A 15,660-nucleotide genomic window follows, 5' to 3' on the forward strand; every position below is an offset into this window, starting at 1 on the left:
TGACCCCCGGCAGAAAGGCGCCTGATGCTACCGCTCAAGTATCTCCTCAGCCTCTCCCCCATCGGCGCGCCGTCACTTGAGTCATCCCGTTCGCCCGCCCCCGAACGTCTCCAGCTGACCGGGCGCGCGCTCGTCATCGGTTCGGTGGCCGCCGCCTCGATGGCAGCGGGTGTCGTCGGCGCCTCGGCCACTGCGGTACGGCACGGCAGACCGGCCGGTCGGCGGCGGCTCGCCCGGGAGATCGCCCGGACCGTCGCCCGCCTCGGCCCCACCTTCATCAAGGCTGCCCAGGTCCTCGGTACCCGCCGAGACGTCGTGCCGGCCTGGCTCTGCGACGAGTTGTCGATGCTCCAGGACGATGTGCCGCCAATGACCGCGACGCAGGGACGCACCGCGCTGCGCGAGGCGTACGGCGACGAACTGGACGAGGTGTTCGTCACCGTCGAGAAGGCTCCGACAGCCAGCGGCAGCATCGCCTGTGTCTACCGGGCCACCCTGCTCGACGGCGGTACCGTCGCGCTCAAACTGCGCCGTCCCGGAATCGGTCCCCGGATGGCTGCCGACCTCGCGTTGCTGCGCCGGGGAGCGGCGCTCGTCGCCCGGTTGCCGATGTTCCGAGGGGTGCCGGTGCGTGAGGTCATCGACAACCTCTGTGAGTCGGTGCTCGGGCAGATCGATCTCGGCCGTGAAGGGCGGGACCTCGGCCGCCTGCGGGAGGATCTGGGCTCGGTGCCGCGGGTCCTGGTGCCGCGGGTGCATCCGGAGGCGAGTCGCCCGGCCGCCATCGTCATGGACTTCGTCCCGGATCTGGCCGTCGACACCGCGGACCGGTGTCCCCCGGCGTTGCGCCGAAGGTTCGCGGCCTCCGCGCTGACCGTGGTCTACCAGATGCTGTTCATCAACGGATTCGTCCACTGTGACCTGCACCCGGGCAACCTCTACTTCACCCGGGGTGGCCAGGTGGTGGTGCTGGACGCCGGGTTCAGCGTCCAACTGTCCGAGCGGATGCGGGACCTGTTCGCCAACTTCTTCCTCAACATGTCGATCGGCCGGGGCGAGCGCTGCGCGGCGATCGTGCTGGAGAGCGCCATCGGGGTGTCCGACGACGCGGACGTGGGGGCGTTCACCGAGGGTGTCACAGACCTGGTGGCCCGCAGCTACAAGCTGTCCGCCAAGGAGTTCAGCCTGATCGCGTTCGCGGGGGAACTGTTCGACCTGCAACGCCGGTACGGCGTCGCGGCGTCGCCGGAGCTGGTGTTTCCGTTGCTGTCGCTGCTCGTGGTCGAGGGCACCGTACGGTCGCTCGATCCGGACATCGACTTCCAGGAGACGGCCAAGCCGATCCTGAACCGCGCGTTGTTCGGCATCCGCTGAACCACCCGATCGATGAGCGGGGGGACCGATCAATCGGTCCCCCCGCTCGGGATCGTCAACGTCCCGCTGCGGTCACCACCTGGCGACTCCGGTGGCCACGGCGTTGGCCCGGGTACGCGGCCAGTCGGCCACGATCAGGGGCACCAGACGCAGGTCGGCCGTGGCCATCCGGTCGAAGCGGCGCCACAGCGTGGTGGCCGTTGCCGGGTCGAGCGTCCGCAACGCCTCGGTTGCGACGCCGGCCGGGTCGCCGGAACCGCCGTCAGCCGGCCAGATCCGGTGCAGCAGGTCCCGGTTGGCGTTACCGGCCCAGCGCGGCGTCCACTCGTGCAAGGTGAGATCGGCACCCGGCTCACCCGCCGACACTGTGACGACGTCGACTCCGTACCGGATGAAGACACCGGCCACGGCCGCCGCCACGACCGCCGGCCGTGACCCGACCGGCACCGCCAGGACCAGCCTGCTTCCCGGCGTCAGTCCGGCGTCAGCGAGCAGGTGCCGGCCCCGTGTCAGGTCACCGTTATCGGGCGCGGCGTCGGTGTCGGGCGCGGCACCCGGGTCCCCGGGTTGCAGGACACCGTGCTGCGCGGCGGCACCTACGGCACCGGCAGCGCGTGCCGCCTCGGCGAGGGCAGCCCGGTCGACCGCCCAGGTCAGCGCGCGGCGGGCCGCGAGTGACCACGCCGCCCCGCCGGGCGTCGCGGACAGGTAGTAGCTGCAACCGGTGCCGCCGAAGCGGGCTGGCGACGCCGGCAGATCCCAGGAGCGAACCCCGAAGTCGGTAGCGTCGTCCAGCGGCTGGTCGCCCGAAGAGGCCACGACGTCGATGCGGGACGCGGTCCGCCGGCGGATCGGGTCGGTGGCCGGGTCCCATCGGGGGTTGGGCTCCAGGACGAAGTCACCACCCGGGGTCAACTGCCGGGCGATCCGGTACGGCCCGCAGGCCGGGTTGCAGCGGTACAACTCGGGGCTGTCCGGCACGTAGTAGTCGTACTCTCGTGGGGCCAGGGCGGCGTACCCGGTGGCCAGCAGGTCGATCAGGTCGCTGGCCGGTTCGGTGAGCCGCAACACTACTGTGTCGCCCTCGACCCGTAGCCCCGGAACCGGGGTGAGGTGGGAGAACTGGGCGAGCGCGGGGGCGTGCGCCGTCCAGTGCCCGAACTCCTCGTCGTATCGCCGGTAGTAGTCGGCCAGCCCTTCGATCAGCGCGCCGAAGTACGGCCGCATCGGCCGGGCCAGCGGATGGGCCGTGCGCTTGAGGCCCCGCACGGCGTCGGTGGCGCCTACCTCCCGGGCACGCTGCGCGTCCCAGTACACGCCCGAGCGGACTCGAACACGCCAGGTTCGGCCGTCAGCGCTGATCCCAGCGTTTGCGACGGTGGGCACCTCCCGCGCGACGTCGGGCACCGGTCGCCCAACCGGGTCGTCGGTCACGGGGACGGCGAACAGCTGTCGGGTGATGAGCCGGAGCACCTGCCCGGTCCCGATCCTGCCGGGCTCCCCCTCGCCAGGCAGTCCGTCGGCGGGCCGCAGAAACCGAAGCTGGCTGCGGTCGGTCGGGGCAGCGGTGGATGTCCGCTCGCGTACGCCGGTCATGCGGGCACCGTCCCCACGTCCGGGAGGGTGCCGGTCGTCGGTTGCCCGGAGCCACGGAAGACGAGCTTGGACTTGTCGATGTCGTTCGGGTCGCCCTCGCAGTCCACCACCACGATCTGTCCTGGGGTGAGTTCGTTGAACAGGATCCGTTCGGAGAGGTTGTCCTCGATGTCGCGTTGGATGGTGCGGCGTAGCGGGCGGGCGCCGAGTACCGGGTCGAAGCCCTTCGCCGCGAGGTACTTCTTGGCGTTGTCGGTCAGTTCCAGACCCATGTCCTTGTTGCGCAGCTGCGTCTCGATGCGGGAGATCATGATGTCGACGATCGAGAGGATCTCGTTCTGCCGCAGCTGGTGGAAGACGATGGTGTCGTCGATGCGGTTGAGGAACTCGGGCCGGAAGTGCTGCTTGAGTTCGTCGTTGACCTTCTGCTTCATCCGGTCGTAGTTCGACTCGGAGTCCTCCGAGGCCTGGAAGCCCAGCGACACGGCCTTGGCGACGTCGCGGGTGCCGAGGTTGGTGGTCAGGATGATGACCGTGTTCTTGAAGTCCACGATCCGGCCCTGACCGTCGGTGAGCCTGCCGTCCTCCAGGATCTGCAACAGCGTGTTGAACACGTCCGGGTGGGCCTTCTCGATCTCGTCGAACAGCACCACGCTGAACGGCCGGCGACGCACCTTCTCGGTCAGCTGCCCACCCTCGTCGTAGCCGACGTAGCCGGGAGGGGCACCGACGAGCCGGGACACCGTGTACCGGTCGTGGAACTCCGACATGTCCAGCTGGATCAGCGCGTCCTCGGACCCGAACAGGAACTCCGCGAGCGCCTTGGACAGCTCGGTCTTACCCACACCCGACGGCCCGGCGAAGATGAACGAACCCGACGGACGCTTCGGGTCCTTCAACCCCGCCCTCGTGCGGCGGATCGCCTTCGACACCGCCTTGACCGCGTCCTCCTGCCCGATGACGCGCTTGTGCAGCTCGTCCTCCATGCGCAGCAGACGCGAGGTCTCCTCCTCGGTCAACTTGTAGACCGGAATACCGGTCCAGTTGCCCAGCACCTCAGCGATCTGCTCGTCATCGACCTCCGAGACGACGTCCAGGTCGCCGGCCTTCCACTCCTTCTCCCGCTGCGCCTTCTGACCCAGCAGCTGCTTCTCGGTGTCCCGCAACTGCGCGGCCCGCTCGAAGTCCTGCGCGTCGATCGCGGACTCCTTGTCCCGACGCACCTGCGCGATCCGCTCATCGAAGTCCCGCAGGTCCGGCGGCGCCGTCATCCGACGGATCCGCATCCGCGCACCCGCCTCATCGATCAGGTCGATCGCCTTGTCCGGCAGGAACCGATCGGAGATGTACCGATCGGCAAGCGTCGCCGCCGCGACCAGGGCGGCGTCGGTGATGGAGACGCGGTGGTGCGCCTCGTACCGGTCCCGCAGACCCTTCAAAATCTCGATGGTGTGCGCCAGCGACGGCTCACCCACCTGGATCGGCTGGAACCGCCGCTCCAACGCGGCGTCCTTCTCCAGGTGCTTGCGGTACTCGTCGAGGGTGGTCGCGCCGATGGTCTGCAACTCACCCCGCGCCAGCATCGGCTTCAAAATGCTCGCCGCGTCGATCGCACCCTCCGCGGCGCCCGCACCCACGAGGGTGTGGATCTCGTCGATGAACAGGATGATGTCGCCCCGGGTGCGGATCTCCTTGAGCACCTTCTTCAGACGCTCCTCGAAATCACCGCGGTACCGGGAACCCGCCACCAACGCACCCAGGTCGAGCGTGTAGAGCTGCTTGTCCTTCAGCGTCTCCGGCACCTCACCCTTGATGATCTTCTGGGACAGGCCCTCGACCACGGCGGTCTTACCGACGCCGGGCTCGCCGATCAGGACCGGGTTGTTCTTGGTGCGGCGGGACAGCACCTGCATGACCCGCTCGATCTCCTTCTCGCGCCCGATCACCGGGTCGAGCTTGCCCTCCCGAGCCGCCTGAGTCAGGTTCCGGCCGAACTGGTCCAACACCAGACTCGTCGACGGCGCGGCCTCACCCGGGGCGGCACCAGCAGCGGCCGGCTCCTTACCCTGATAGCCCGACAGCAGCTGGATGACCTGCTGACGCACCCGGTTCAAATCCGCGCCCAGCTTCACCAGCACCTGCGCGGCGACGCCCTCACCCTCACGGATCAGCCCGAGCAGGATGTGCTCCGTGCCGATGTAGTTGTGCCCGAGCTGCAACGCCTCCCGCAACGACAGCTCCAACACCTTCTTGGCCCGCGGCGTGAACGGAATATGCCCGCTCGGCGCCTGCTGACCCTGACCGATGATCTCCTCCACCTGCTGACGCACGCCCTCCAGAGAGATCCCCAGACTCTCCAAAGCCTTCGCCGCGACACCCTCACCCTCATGGATCAGGCCCAACAGGATGTGTTCCGTACCGATGTAGTTGTGATTGAGCATCCGGGCCTCTTCCTGGGCCAGGACGACAACCCGTCGCGCTCGGTCGGTGAACCGCTCGAACATAACCGCCACCCTTGAAGAGTGACGTCGCCCCGGGTGACGCAAGGGCACCCGGGACGACGTCTGCTACCGGACTAAACCAGCCGTCACGCGCTGACGTAGGCCTCGGAGCCCACCAGTGCGTCGGCCAGCTTCATCTGCACGCCGGTCAGGCGCGCCCGGACGTCGCCGCCGGAAGTGCGCAGCGCGGCGTCCGCGTGGTCGGCCGTCAGCACCGTGCCGGTCGGCTCGAGGTCCTTCAGCCGCCCAGCCAGGTGCACCGGCGCCGCCGCGTACAGCGTCGCCGACGGGGTGACCAGCTCGAAGTGAGCGTCGAAGTGCAGCTCACCCGGGTAGCGCAGGGTGCTCAGGCTGTCCTCCGTACCCTCACCGAGCTGGCCGCCCGAGACGGTGAAGAAGCTGGCCCGCAGCATGACCTTGCCACCCAGAGCCGGGCTGTTGCCCACCAGCGCCACCCGCGCAAGCTGGGCCAACACGCCGGAACCCTGGTCGTGCTTCTCCGGGCCGAAGAGGAGGATCTCGGCGCCGGCGGCCAAGGGGTAGTCGCCGGAGAGTTCGATCTCCTCGGTACGGCCGTTGACCTCGACCTTGATCTTCGCCTCGGTCGACGCCTGGATGATGATCGACGGGTCGACCAGCATCGAGACGCACGGGCCGATGCTCGACGCGAAGAAGGCGCTCGGCGTGTTGCCGACGGCCTCGTTCTCGTCGTTCGACGGGTACCACGCGGCCGGCAGGTTGGTGCCCCGGACCACGTTGTGCGCCGGCATGACCTCGCCCTGGTCACCGTAGGGGCGACCGAGGAACGGCGAGGTGAGCGGGGTCTTGTACGGCGGCAGGCCGTCAACGATCCCCTTGACGTCGATGACACCCCGGTGGGCCAGCCGCATGGTGCTGGTCTCCAGGATGCCGAACCGACGGATGTAGAACTCCGCGGGGAAGTTCTTGCCGGGCACGATCTGCTTGATGTGACCGGTGTTCGGCAGGTAGGGGTTCGACAGGATCTGGATCCGGTCGTTGAGCGTGTAGCTGAACCCCTTGATGCCGACCTCGGGAGCGCTGATGAGCTCCAGGTCGAAGCTCGCCGTGCCGTCCTCGTCGACGGTGTGCTTGAACCCCTGCATCGGCCACTTGTTCATCTGCACGAACCCGGACAGGTTGATCGTCTCCCGGCGACCACCGTAGTAGTCGTCGCCGAAGACGACCGTCGCCGCCGCCAGGATGTGCGGCCGCAGCGGCTTCGGCTCGATGTTGAGTGACTCGTAGGTCTCTCTCGCCGTGTCAGTCACGGCTCCACCTCCCTGTATGCCCCGGATGCGGTGACGCCTCTGTGACGCCTCTCCACCGGAGGACCACTACTCGGGACGCTATCGATTTTTAAAGTGCTCGTCAATCGGCCTCGATTGATCCTTAGCGAAATAATGTCCCAATTCGCGCATGGTTGAAGCCTGTGTGCGTCACAGAGGGCAAACGGGTCCACACAAGAGGAAGGCAGGAGCGCTACCGGTTTCCCTATCGGAGAGTCCGATCCGGCGAACCGGTCAGACCGCGCCCGTCGCGGCGGTCAGCGGGAAGTCCGGCACCCGCAGCATCGGCATGGCCACGTGTGCCACCGCATCGCCCCAGTCCCGCGCGCGGGTCGGCACGGTCCGTCCGACCTCGGTGGCCCGCATGACCATCGCCAGCGGGCTGTCGTTGAAGCGGAAGTTGTGCACCGCACCGACGACCTCGCCGTCCTCGACCAGATAGACGCCGTCCCGGGTCACCCCGGTCAGCGCCATCGTCGCCAGGTCCACCTCGCGGATGTACCACAGGCTGGTCAGCAGCAGGCCACGGCGGGTACGGGCGACCAGGTCCGCCTCGGCACCGCCGCCCGGCGGCCCTTCGAGGATCAGGTTCTCCACCAGCGGGGTCAGCGGCATGCCCAGTTCCTCGGCGCTGTGCCGGGTGTGCACCAGCGAGCGCAGGCGTCCCTGTTCCCACCAGCGGGTCGGGCCCAGCGCCAGGCCATTGTCGAAGACCGACCGGGCCCCGCTCGACGCGGCCGCCACCAGGAACGGCGCACACCGCAACCCCTCGGCCGTCGGATCGCTGCGCAGGGTCAGCGGTATCCCGGCGATCGTCTCTCCGATCCGGGTACGGCCGCCGGCCCGGCTGTAGGCCGTCCGGCCCTGCGCCGCCGCCGCGGCACCCGCCGTGGTGTACGCGTAGTTCATCAGGTCGGCGACCGCGCTCGGCGGTACGAGGCACTCGTACCGGCCGGGTGGCAGGTCGACCCGTCGTCGCTCCCACCGCAGCCGCCGGTCGAGACTGTCCTGAAGCCCGGCTACCGACACGTCAGTGAAGTCGTCGGTGACGGCGCTGGTCCACACCGGAGCACCGCGCCCGTCACGCGCGGTCAACTCCAGGTGTCCGGCGGATCCGTCGTGCCGCAGCCGCGCGCCGGCGGAGGTGCCGAGAAACGTGGTCCGGGACCCGTGTTCGGCGTACCCGTGCAGCACCTGGCCGTGCCCGGCGGCCCGCGCGAACCCGGTAGAGAGCTGCTCGACCAGGCCGGCGAGCACGCCGGGCGCTGGCGGTCGGACCGGGTCGTCCCAGCACGGCGACGCCGCACCAGGCTCCGGCAACGGTCGGGCGTCCGGTGCCGGCGGCGCCTGTCGGGCCACCGCCTCCGCGCCGTCCACCGCATCGACGATCTCGGCCCGGCCCACCCGGCCGGACACGGACACCGCGCCTACCCGTCCGCCGACGACCGAGACCACCGACAGCCGATACTCGTCCGCGTCGCCGGCCGCCACCAGCGTGCTGTCGGCCCACCGCAGGTAGCGGTCGACGCCGGACTCCACAATCACCACGGTGGCGTCGCCGCGGGCGGCGGCGAGGGCCAGTTCGATGGTCTCCTGCGGCCCCGGTGTGTTCATCCCGTCGCCCCCGTCCGCGTGTCCGTGACAGGCACCGCCCGGAACAGCGCCGACGGGCAGCCGTGCCCCGCCGCGGCGATCTGGAGCGGCTGGGCCTTGCCGCACTGGCCGGCACCGGACAGCAGCCAGGTCTGCGGGCCGCCGACCGCCTCCAGCGACCGCCAGAAGTCGAGCGTGGTGCCCGTGTACGCGATGTCGCGCACCTGGCCGACCAGTCGCCCGTTGTGGATCCGGTGGAACCGCTGGGCGGTGAACTGGAAGTTCACTCGGGCCATGTCGATGGAGAAGCTGTTGTCACCGACGACGTAGAGGCCGTCGCGGACCCGACCGATCAGCTCGTCGGTGTCCGGGCCGTCCGGCGCCGGGCACAACGAGACGTTCGGCATCCGGGGCACCGGCAGATGCCGGTAGGACTCGGCGTACGCGCAGCCGGTGGAGCGGTCCAGCCCGGCGGCACCCGCGGTCTGCCTGTCGTGCTGCACCCCCACCAGCAGGCCCTCGGTGACCAGCGGCCAGGAGCCGGCGGCCACCCCGTCGTCGTCGTAGCCCACGGTGGCCAGCGCGTGCGGGGTCGTCCGGTCGGCCACCACCGTCATCTGCGGTGAGCCGTAGCGCAGGACACCGACGTCCTGTGGCCGGACGAAGGAGCTGCCCGCGAATGCCGCCTCCCGACCGCGCATCCGGTCCAGTTCGGTGGCGTGACCGACCGTTTCGTGGATCGTCAGCCACAGGTTGGTCGGGTCGATCACCAGGTCGTACCGTCCCGGCTCGATCCTCGGGGCCGCGGCCTTCTCGGCCAGCAGTTCGGGCATCCGGGCCAGTTCGCCGGCCCAGTCCCAGCCGGTGCCGGTCAGGTACTCCCACCCCCGGGCGGCCGGCGGGCCGAGCGTCCGCATCGCCTCGAACGTCCCGTCACCGGCGTCGATCCGGAAGCCGAACACCATCGGATGCAGCCAGGTACGTCGTTGCCGGATCCGCCGGCCCTCGCTGTCGTGGTACACCGTCGACTCACGGAAGACCTGTAGGTACGCCTCGGCCAGGTGCGCGCCGCCGTCGCGGAGCAGCCCACACCAACCGGCCAGCAACGCGGTGCGTTCGGCGGTCGGAACCCCGAACGGATCCACCTCGTACGGCGACTGCCAGTCCACAGGTGCGGGCACCGGCTCGGCGGTGAGACGCACCGGCTCGCCGCGCAACGGTCGCACCGTACGGGCCAGCGCGCAGGCGCGGGCCGCCAGCGCGCCGACCCCGCGCGGGGACAGCTCGACCCCGGCGGCGAAACCCCAGGTGCCGTCCACCAGCACCCGCACCCCGACGCCGGTCTCCACGCTCTCCTGGCTACTCTCCGGACGGCCGTCGCGGACCCGCTCGCGCAGGGCACGGACCCGCCGCAGCCGGACGTCGGCGTACGTCGCGCCAGCACGGCGAGCCTGCCGCAGCGCCGCGTCGGCCAGGTCGTCGACCGGCAGCGTGTCGAATCCCGGCTCGACGGCCGGGGCAGGAGTGGTCACCGGAACCGGACGCCAGGGTGGTGCGTCGTCCACTCCCCTGCCCGCACGGTGCGCAACGCGGCCACCACCCGGTCGATCTCGGCGACCGTGCTGTAGACCGCGAAGGAGATCCGTACGGTTCCGACCAACCCCAGGTCGTCGAGGAAGGTGCTGGCACAGTGCACGCCGGAACGGACGGCGATGCCGTGCTGGTCCAGGTGACCGCCGACATCGTAGGGATGCAGGCCGTCCACGGCGATCGAGACGATGCCCGCGGGGTCGGTCGCCGGGTCGCCGATGACCCGCACCCGGTCGATCTCGCCCAGCGCCTGCACGGCGTACCGGACCAGATGCGCGTCGTGCGCCCGTACCGCCTCCCGGCCGAGGCCCTCCAGCCAGGTCAACGCCGTGGCCAGCGCCACCGCCGCGGGGATGTCCGGGGTACCTGCCTCCAGTCGGGCCGGTACCGGCACGTACGACACCGGGGCATCGTGGGAGACGCCCTTCACCGTCCCGCCACCGACCTGGTACGGCGGCAGGTCAACGAGCAGGTCGCGGCGGCCGTAGAGCACGCCCGAGCCCATCGGGCCGTACACCTTGTGACCGGAGAAGCAGTAGAAGTCGGCCCCGATCTCCCGTACGTCGACGGGCAGGTGTGGCACCGCCTGTGCGCCGTCGACGACCACCGGCACGCCGCGCTCGTGGGCGACGCGGACGAGATCCCGCACCGGGTTGACGGTGCCGAGCACGTTGGAGACGTGGGTGACCGCGACGAGGCGGGTCCGGGGACTCAGCTCGGCCGCCAGGGCTTCCGGTTGGACGGGCCGGCCGGCGGCCGTCGGCACCACCCGGAGGGTGGCGCCCTGCCGCTCGCACAGCCGCCGCCAGGGCAGCAGGTTCGAGTTGTGTTCCATGCCGCTGATCACGACGTCGTCACCCGGACCGACGATCCGTGCGGCGAAGGTCTCGGCGAGCAGGTTCGTCGCGTCCGTGGTGCCCCGGGTGAAGACGATCTCATCGTCATGGGCGGCGTTGAGGATGCGACGCACCGTCGCCCGGGCCTGCTCGTAGTGGCCGGTGGCCCGGCGGCTCAACTCGTAGAAGCCGCGGCCGACGTTGCTGTTGGCGGTGACGTACTGGTCGACCAGCGAGTCGAGCACACATCGGGGCTTCTGCGTGGTGGCCGCGTTGTCCAGGTATGCCAGCTGCGGGCGCTTGTCGGCGTGGTCGAGGAACGGGAACTCGGCCCGTACCGATTCCAGGGGATGGGCAGCCGTGTCGGTCATCCTGACTCCTCCGTGAAGCTCGCGATGAAGCGGTCGAGGAAACCCGGTGGGCAGGGAAACAACTTCTGCTCCGGGTAGGGCCGCTCCGCCGGCGGAATCCAGCCGGGCGCGCCGCGGCGGGGCCACCGACCGGTCCGGTCCGCCAGGTGCGGCCCGTGGAAGAACCAGCAGATCTGGCTGACCTGCTCGGTGAAGACGACCGGGTGCACCAGTGGCGAGTACATCGCCAGGTGGCCGTAGGCGGCCCGGAACTCACCGGCAACCCCCATCGTCGCGCCGTGCAGAATGTGCCCGAACACGTCGTGCACGACCCGGAAGATGTCGTTGTGCAGCAGCTCGACGCCGTCGACTGTGACGCCCGACGGCGCACAGAGCGGATGGTCCGGTGCCGGTCCGTGGGGACCGTGTCCTGCGCTGGTGAGGTAGACGTACAGCACACCCGTGCGGTCCACGGAATCGATCAGCTCGGCCGCGCCATGGTACGGCTGCCCAGGTCCCTGCCACGGCACGACCCGCAGCCCGGCCGGTTCGAGCAACGCGAAGTGGCGCCGGGTCTCCTCGGTGAAGCGGTTGTACCGGGCGACGAGGTCGGCGTCGAGGGCCCGCCGGGGCGCGCGGTCGAAGTGCCGGGCCACCTCGCGGCAGAACTTCGGATCGACGCGGACCCGGGTGCGGGACAGCCGGGACAGGTCCCGGTGGGGTAGTTCGTTCCGTGCGGCTGCGGCGTCCACGTACGCCTGGGCGACCGTCAGCAGGCGGTCGTGCCGTGCCGACGTTCGGACCCGGTCGGCGGGGCTACCGGCTCTGGTCGTCATCCGGTCCTCCCCGGCGTCGCCCCGTCGGGTGCGGCGCGCGCCCGCAGGCACAGCGCCGAGCCGGGCAGGCACACGATGCCCTCGCCACCGGCGTACCCGGCCGCCGCCTCGGCGAGTCGGTCCCATCCGGCGCGTTCGCCGTCGCCGCCGAGGTGCTGCCGCACCGCACGCAGCAGGCCGGGCGGTGTCACGTCCCGGGCGTACTGGAGGTACTCGGCGACCGAGGCGAACCGCATCGAGACCGGAACGGACTCGATGGTGATCTCGACGAAGCCGGCGGCCGCCAGTTCCTCGTGGGTACGCGCGACGTCGCACATGCTGAACGGACCGGGTCGCGGCGGTGGCGGGCCGGGCAGTTCGGCACCGAGGGCGCGGAAGGCCAGCGAGGTCATCGGATTGGCCGCCGGGGTGTCCCAGACCGCCGCGGCCAGCACGCCGCCGGGAACCAGCAGGCGACACAGGCTGGAGAGCATGCGGTGCCGGTCGACGGCGAACATCAGGCCCCAGCGGCTGAGCACCACGTCCATCGAGCGCAGCGGCAGGTCCAGTGACTCCACGTCGGACTCGACGAAGTCGATCGGATGGTCGAGACCTGCGGCGGCCATCCGGGCGCGGCGTACCATCTCCGGAGCGAGGTCGATGCCGAGCACCCGGCCGGTCGTGCCGACCAGGCGTCCGGCGCTGATCGCCGGCTCGCCCGTGCCGCAGCCGACGTCGAGCACCCGGTGGCCGGGGCGCACTCCGGCCGCGCGCAGCAGCCAGTCGGTCACCGGCGCGGCGGCGCGTTCGTACCGGTCCCGCCAGAACTCCCACCCGCCGCTGACCGCGTTCCAGGTGTCGCGTTGCTCGGCCTTGAAACCTGCCGGGTCGAACTGTACGACCGTCATGCTGTCTCCTCGCCGGCGAAAATCGGCCTCCGCCAACTATATGATTCACAAGTATCTTGGGCAACGTCGGCTCTTGCGGGCTGAAGACTCACCAACGACAACGTCTTCTTAAAGCGTCTTGCGCCTCGGCGCGGTGTCCACCCTCGCGCTCCCACGGGTAGCCTTCGCCGAAGCGCCGAAGCGCCGGAACGTCCGAAGGGGAGCCGACATGAGCCAGGCCGACCCAGCCACCGCACCACCGAGCTGGCCGGTCGGTGCCGACGAGGCGTACGCGGCGGCGCGGCGCGGACTCGCCGACGCCGAGCAGGAACTGCGCGACCAGGTCGAACGGGTGGCCGCCGCCCGCCGTGCCCTGCCGCCCGGCCCGCTGCTGGACGACTATCGGTTTGCCGAGGGCCCCACCGACCTGGACCGCGCCGAGCCGATCCGCGAGGTGCGGCTGCGTGAGCTGTTCGACGGGCACCCGACACTCTTCCTCTACCACCTGATGTTCGCTCCGGACGCCACCGAGGCCTGCCCGATGTGCTCGATGTGGGTCGACGGCTTCCACGGCGTCCTGCCGCATCTGCTGCGGCACACCGCTGTCGCGGTGGTGGCGAAGGCGCCGCTGCCCAGGCTGCGGGCGTGGGCCCGCAGTCGTGGCTGGGCCGGCCTGCGGATCGTCTCCAGCCACGGCACCTCGTTCAACGCCGACGTCCGGGCCGAGTACCCGGACGGCACGCAACGCCCGATGGTCAGCGTGCTGCGGGCCGAGGGCGAGCGGGTACGCCATCTCTACTCCGCCCCGGCGAGCTTCCCGGACGGCGGTGAGCGCGGCATCGACCTGCTCAGCCCGGTCTGGAACGTGCTGGACCTGTTGCCCACCGGACGCGGCGACTGGTACGCCGGCAACGACTACGTCGCCGAGCCCGGCGCGGGCCGGTCCGCGCCGCGCTGACCGACCCGCTCGCCCAGGAACGCCTCGGTGGCCAGCAGATCCGGCAGCCGTACCGCCGCCAGCCGGCGACCCGCGAAGTCGGCGTACCAGACCAACGCGCCGTCCCAGGTCAGGCCGACCGGCCGACCGTCGACGAGCGCCTCCCCGAGCAGCCTGCCGTCCCGGCCGTCCACCGCCCGCAGCAGCGCGGCCTCGAAGTCGGCGTAGATCACCACGTCGCCCGCCACGGTCAGGCCGGAGGGCGTACCCGGCACCGGGAACTCCCGGCGCACGGTCATCGTCTCGACATCGCGCAGTTGCACCACCGACGGGCCGCGCAGGCCCATCCACATCATCACGCCGCTGGTCTCGACACCACAGAGCCGGCCACTCGGTGGCCGGACCTCCCGCTCGTCGAGGACCTCTCCGCTGGTCGGGTCGATCAGCAGGATGCGCTTCGGACGTCCACCGACCTGGCACAGCGCCCCGCCACCCACCGTCAGGTCCGCCCGGACCCGGCGGCAGGACAGCGTCCGTACCACCGCGCCCGTGGCCGGGTCGAGCGCGTAGATCTCTCCGGCCGCCTGATCGGAGTGCCAGAAGAACTCACCGTCATGGGTGAGGCCACAGAGGTAACTGCCGGGGGCGGGCAGCTCCCGGGCAATGGGCAACGTCGTGTCGACACCGGGAATGGTCATCGGGTACCCCTTCTCGTCTCGGTGAAGCGGTGAACCGGTCAGATGCCGTCGGCAAGCGCCCGGGACACGTCCTCGACCAGGTCACGGCCGTCCTCGATACCGGCCGAGAGACGGATGAGTGCGTCACCGATGCCCCGGCGGGCGCGGACCTCGGCGGGCACCGGCCGGTGCGTCATCAGCGCCGGACACTCCACGAGGGAGTGCACGCCTCCCAGGCTGACGCCGCAGGAGAACAACGCGAACCGGTCCAGCAGCCGCGCAGCCGGGCCCCCCAGATACTCGAAGGACACCATCGAGCCGGGCTCGGTCATCTGGGCCTTGGCCACCGCGTGCTGCGGATGCTCGGCAAGCCCCGGGTAGTGGACGCGTCCGACGACCGGGCTGGCCCGGAGCCGCTCGACCAGCGCCCACGCGTTCGCCACCTGCCGACTCACCCGCAGCGAAAGCGTGTGCAGGCCCCGCCGGACCAGAAAGCAGTCAAGCGCGCCCGGCACGTTGCCGGCCGCCGTTCGGTACGACCGGTACGCCGCGTGCAGTTCCTCGTCCGCGTAGACCAGAGCGCCACCCAGCACGTCGGCGTGCCCGGCGATCGACTTGGTCGTGCTGTAGAGGGAGACGTCCGCGCCGAGGTCCAGTGGGCGCTGGAGCGCCGGACTGGCGAAGGTGTTGTCCACCACCAGCCGGGCACCGCGCTCGTGCGCCCGGCCAGCGACCTCGGCGATGTCCACCACGCTCAGCAACGGATTGGTGGGCGTCTCGACCCAGACCAGCGCGACGCCGGGGACGTCCAGCGCGCTGTCGATCCCCTCCGGCGTGGTCAGGTCGGCGTAGCGCACCCGGACGCCCTGCCGGGCTGCCAGCTCGAACAACGCGTCGGTGCCGGAGTACACGTCGTCGGTGCTCACCACGCACTGTCCCGGGCGCAGCTGGGCGAGCACGGTCGCCGCGGCGGCCTGCCCGGAGGACAGGACGGTGGCGAACCGTGCCCCCTCCAGATCGGCAAGACACTCCTCCAGTTGCTCCCGGGTCGGGTTCTCACCCCGCCCGTAGAAGTAGCGGAGGTCGTCCTGCGCCCGCCGCTCGTACGTCGTCGAGAGGTGGATCGGCGGCACCACGTCTCCGGTGCCGGGCGTTGCCCGACGACCCCCGTGCACCAGGCGCGTGTCGAACCGCATT

General features: G+C 70.5%; 12 protein-coding genes. 2 read left to right on the forward strand and 10 right to left on the reverse strand.

Annotated features, from left to right (window positions below; translation table 11 throughout):
* The first annotated feature begins 24 nt into the window (after positions 1–24).
* Positions 25–1,374 carry an AarF/UbiB family protein gene (locus tag O7624_RS04240; protein ID WP_282239015.1) on the forward strand — a complete coding sequence of 450 codons (1,350 nt, stop codon included), beginning with the start codon at positions 25–27 and terminating at the stop codon, positions 1,372–1,374.
* Between the two features lie 72 nt (positions 1,375–1,446).
* Here the strand turns inward: O7624_RS04240 and O7624_RS04245 are convergent, their stop codons facing one another.
* The 8 genes from O7624_RS04245 to O7624_RS04280 all read right to left on the reverse strand — a co-directional run bounded on the left by O7624_RS04245 (position 1,447) and on the right by O7624_RS04280 (position 12,870).
* Entirely contained in the window at positions 1,447–2,970 is a 1,524-nt protein-coding gene (locus O7624_RS04245; protein WP_282239016.1) for an ABC transporter substrate-binding protein, read from the reverse strand.
* Entirely contained in the window at positions 2,967–5,474 is a 2,508-nt protein-coding gene (locus tag O7624_RS04250; RefSeq protein WP_282240531.1) for an ATP-dependent Clp protease ATP-binding subunit, read from the reverse strand. Before O7624_RS04250 ends, O7624_RS04245 begins: the two co-directional genes overlap by 4 nt.
* 83 nt (positions 5,475–5,557) lie before the next feature.
* Positions 5,558–6,760, reverse strand: a complete 1,203-nt coding sequence (locus O7624_RS04255; protein WP_093409478.1) for a DUF6004 family protein — start codon at positions 6,758–6,760, stop codon at positions 5,558–5,560.
* Positions 6,761–7,012: 252 nt separating this feature from the next.
* Positions 7,013–8,365: a metallopeptidase TldD-related protein gene (locus O7624_RS04260; protein WP_348774986.1), complete on the reverse strand. Its 1,353-nt coding sequence runs from the start codon at positions 8,363–8,365 to the stop codon at positions 7,013–7,015.
* Positions 8,366–8,388: 23 nt separating this feature from the next.
* The gene (locus O7624_RS04265) at positions 8,389–9,936 is read right to left on the reverse strand and encodes a TldD/PmbA family protein (RefSeq protein WP_282239018.1); all 1,548 of its coding nucleotides are present in this window, start codon (positions 9,934–9,936) and stop codon (positions 8,389–8,391) included.
* Positions 9,900–11,168 carry a cysteine desulfurase gene (locus tag O7624_RS04270; RefSeq protein WP_282239019.1) on the reverse strand — a complete coding sequence of 423 codons (1,269 nt, stop codon included), beginning with the start codon at positions 11,166–11,168 and terminating at the stop codon, positions 9,900–9,902. Before O7624_RS04270 ends, O7624_RS04265 begins: the two co-directional genes overlap by 37 nt.
* Complete coding sequence (locus tag O7624_RS04275; RefSeq protein WP_282239020.1) at positions 11,165–11,983, reverse strand: crotonobetainyl-CoA--carnitine CoA-transferase; 819 nt, start codon at positions 11,981–11,983, stop codon at positions 11,165–11,167. Before O7624_RS04275 ends, O7624_RS04270 begins: the two co-directional genes overlap by 4 nt.
* Positions 11,980–12,870 carry a class I SAM-dependent methyltransferase gene (locus O7624_RS04280; protein WP_282239021.1) on the reverse strand — a complete coding sequence of 297 codons (891 nt, stop codon included), beginning with the start codon at positions 12,868–12,870 and terminating at the stop codon, positions 11,980–11,982. The genes O7624_RS04275 and O7624_RS04280 overlap by 4 nt, the downstream gene beginning before the upstream one ends.
* A 208-nt stretch (positions 12,871–13,078) precedes the next feature.
* Between O7624_RS04280 and O7624_RS04285 the strand changes: the two genes are divergently transcribed.
* Positions 13,079–13,807: a DUF899 family protein gene (locus O7624_RS04285; protein WP_282239022.1), complete on the forward strand. Its 729-nt coding sequence runs from the start codon at positions 13,079–13,081 to the stop codon at positions 13,805–13,807.
* On the opposite strand, the gene O7624_RS04290 is transcribed toward O7624_RS04285, so the two are convergent.
* Complete coding sequence (locus tag O7624_RS04290) at positions 13,765–14,484, reverse strand: hypothetical protein (protein ID WP_282239023.1); 720 nt, start codon at positions 14,482–14,484, stop codon at positions 13,765–13,767. The two genes, O7624_RS04285 and O7624_RS04290, sit on opposite strands and share 43 nt — an antisense overlap.
* 38 nt (positions 14,485–14,522) lie before the next feature.
* Positions 14,523–15,659 carry a PLP-dependent aspartate aminotransferase family protein gene (locus tag O7624_RS04295; protein WP_282239024.1) on the reverse strand — a complete coding sequence of 379 codons (1,137 nt, stop codon included), beginning with the start codon at positions 15,657–15,659 and terminating at the stop codon, positions 14,523–14,525.
* Between the last annotated feature and the right edge of the window lies 1 nt (position 15,660).

The organism is Verrucosispora sp. WMMD1129 (assembly GCF_029581255.1).
In the GTDB taxonomy this organism is placed as follows: Bacteria; Actinomycetota; Actinomycetes; order Mycobacteriales; family Micromonosporaceae; genus Micromonospora; species Micromonospora sediminimaris.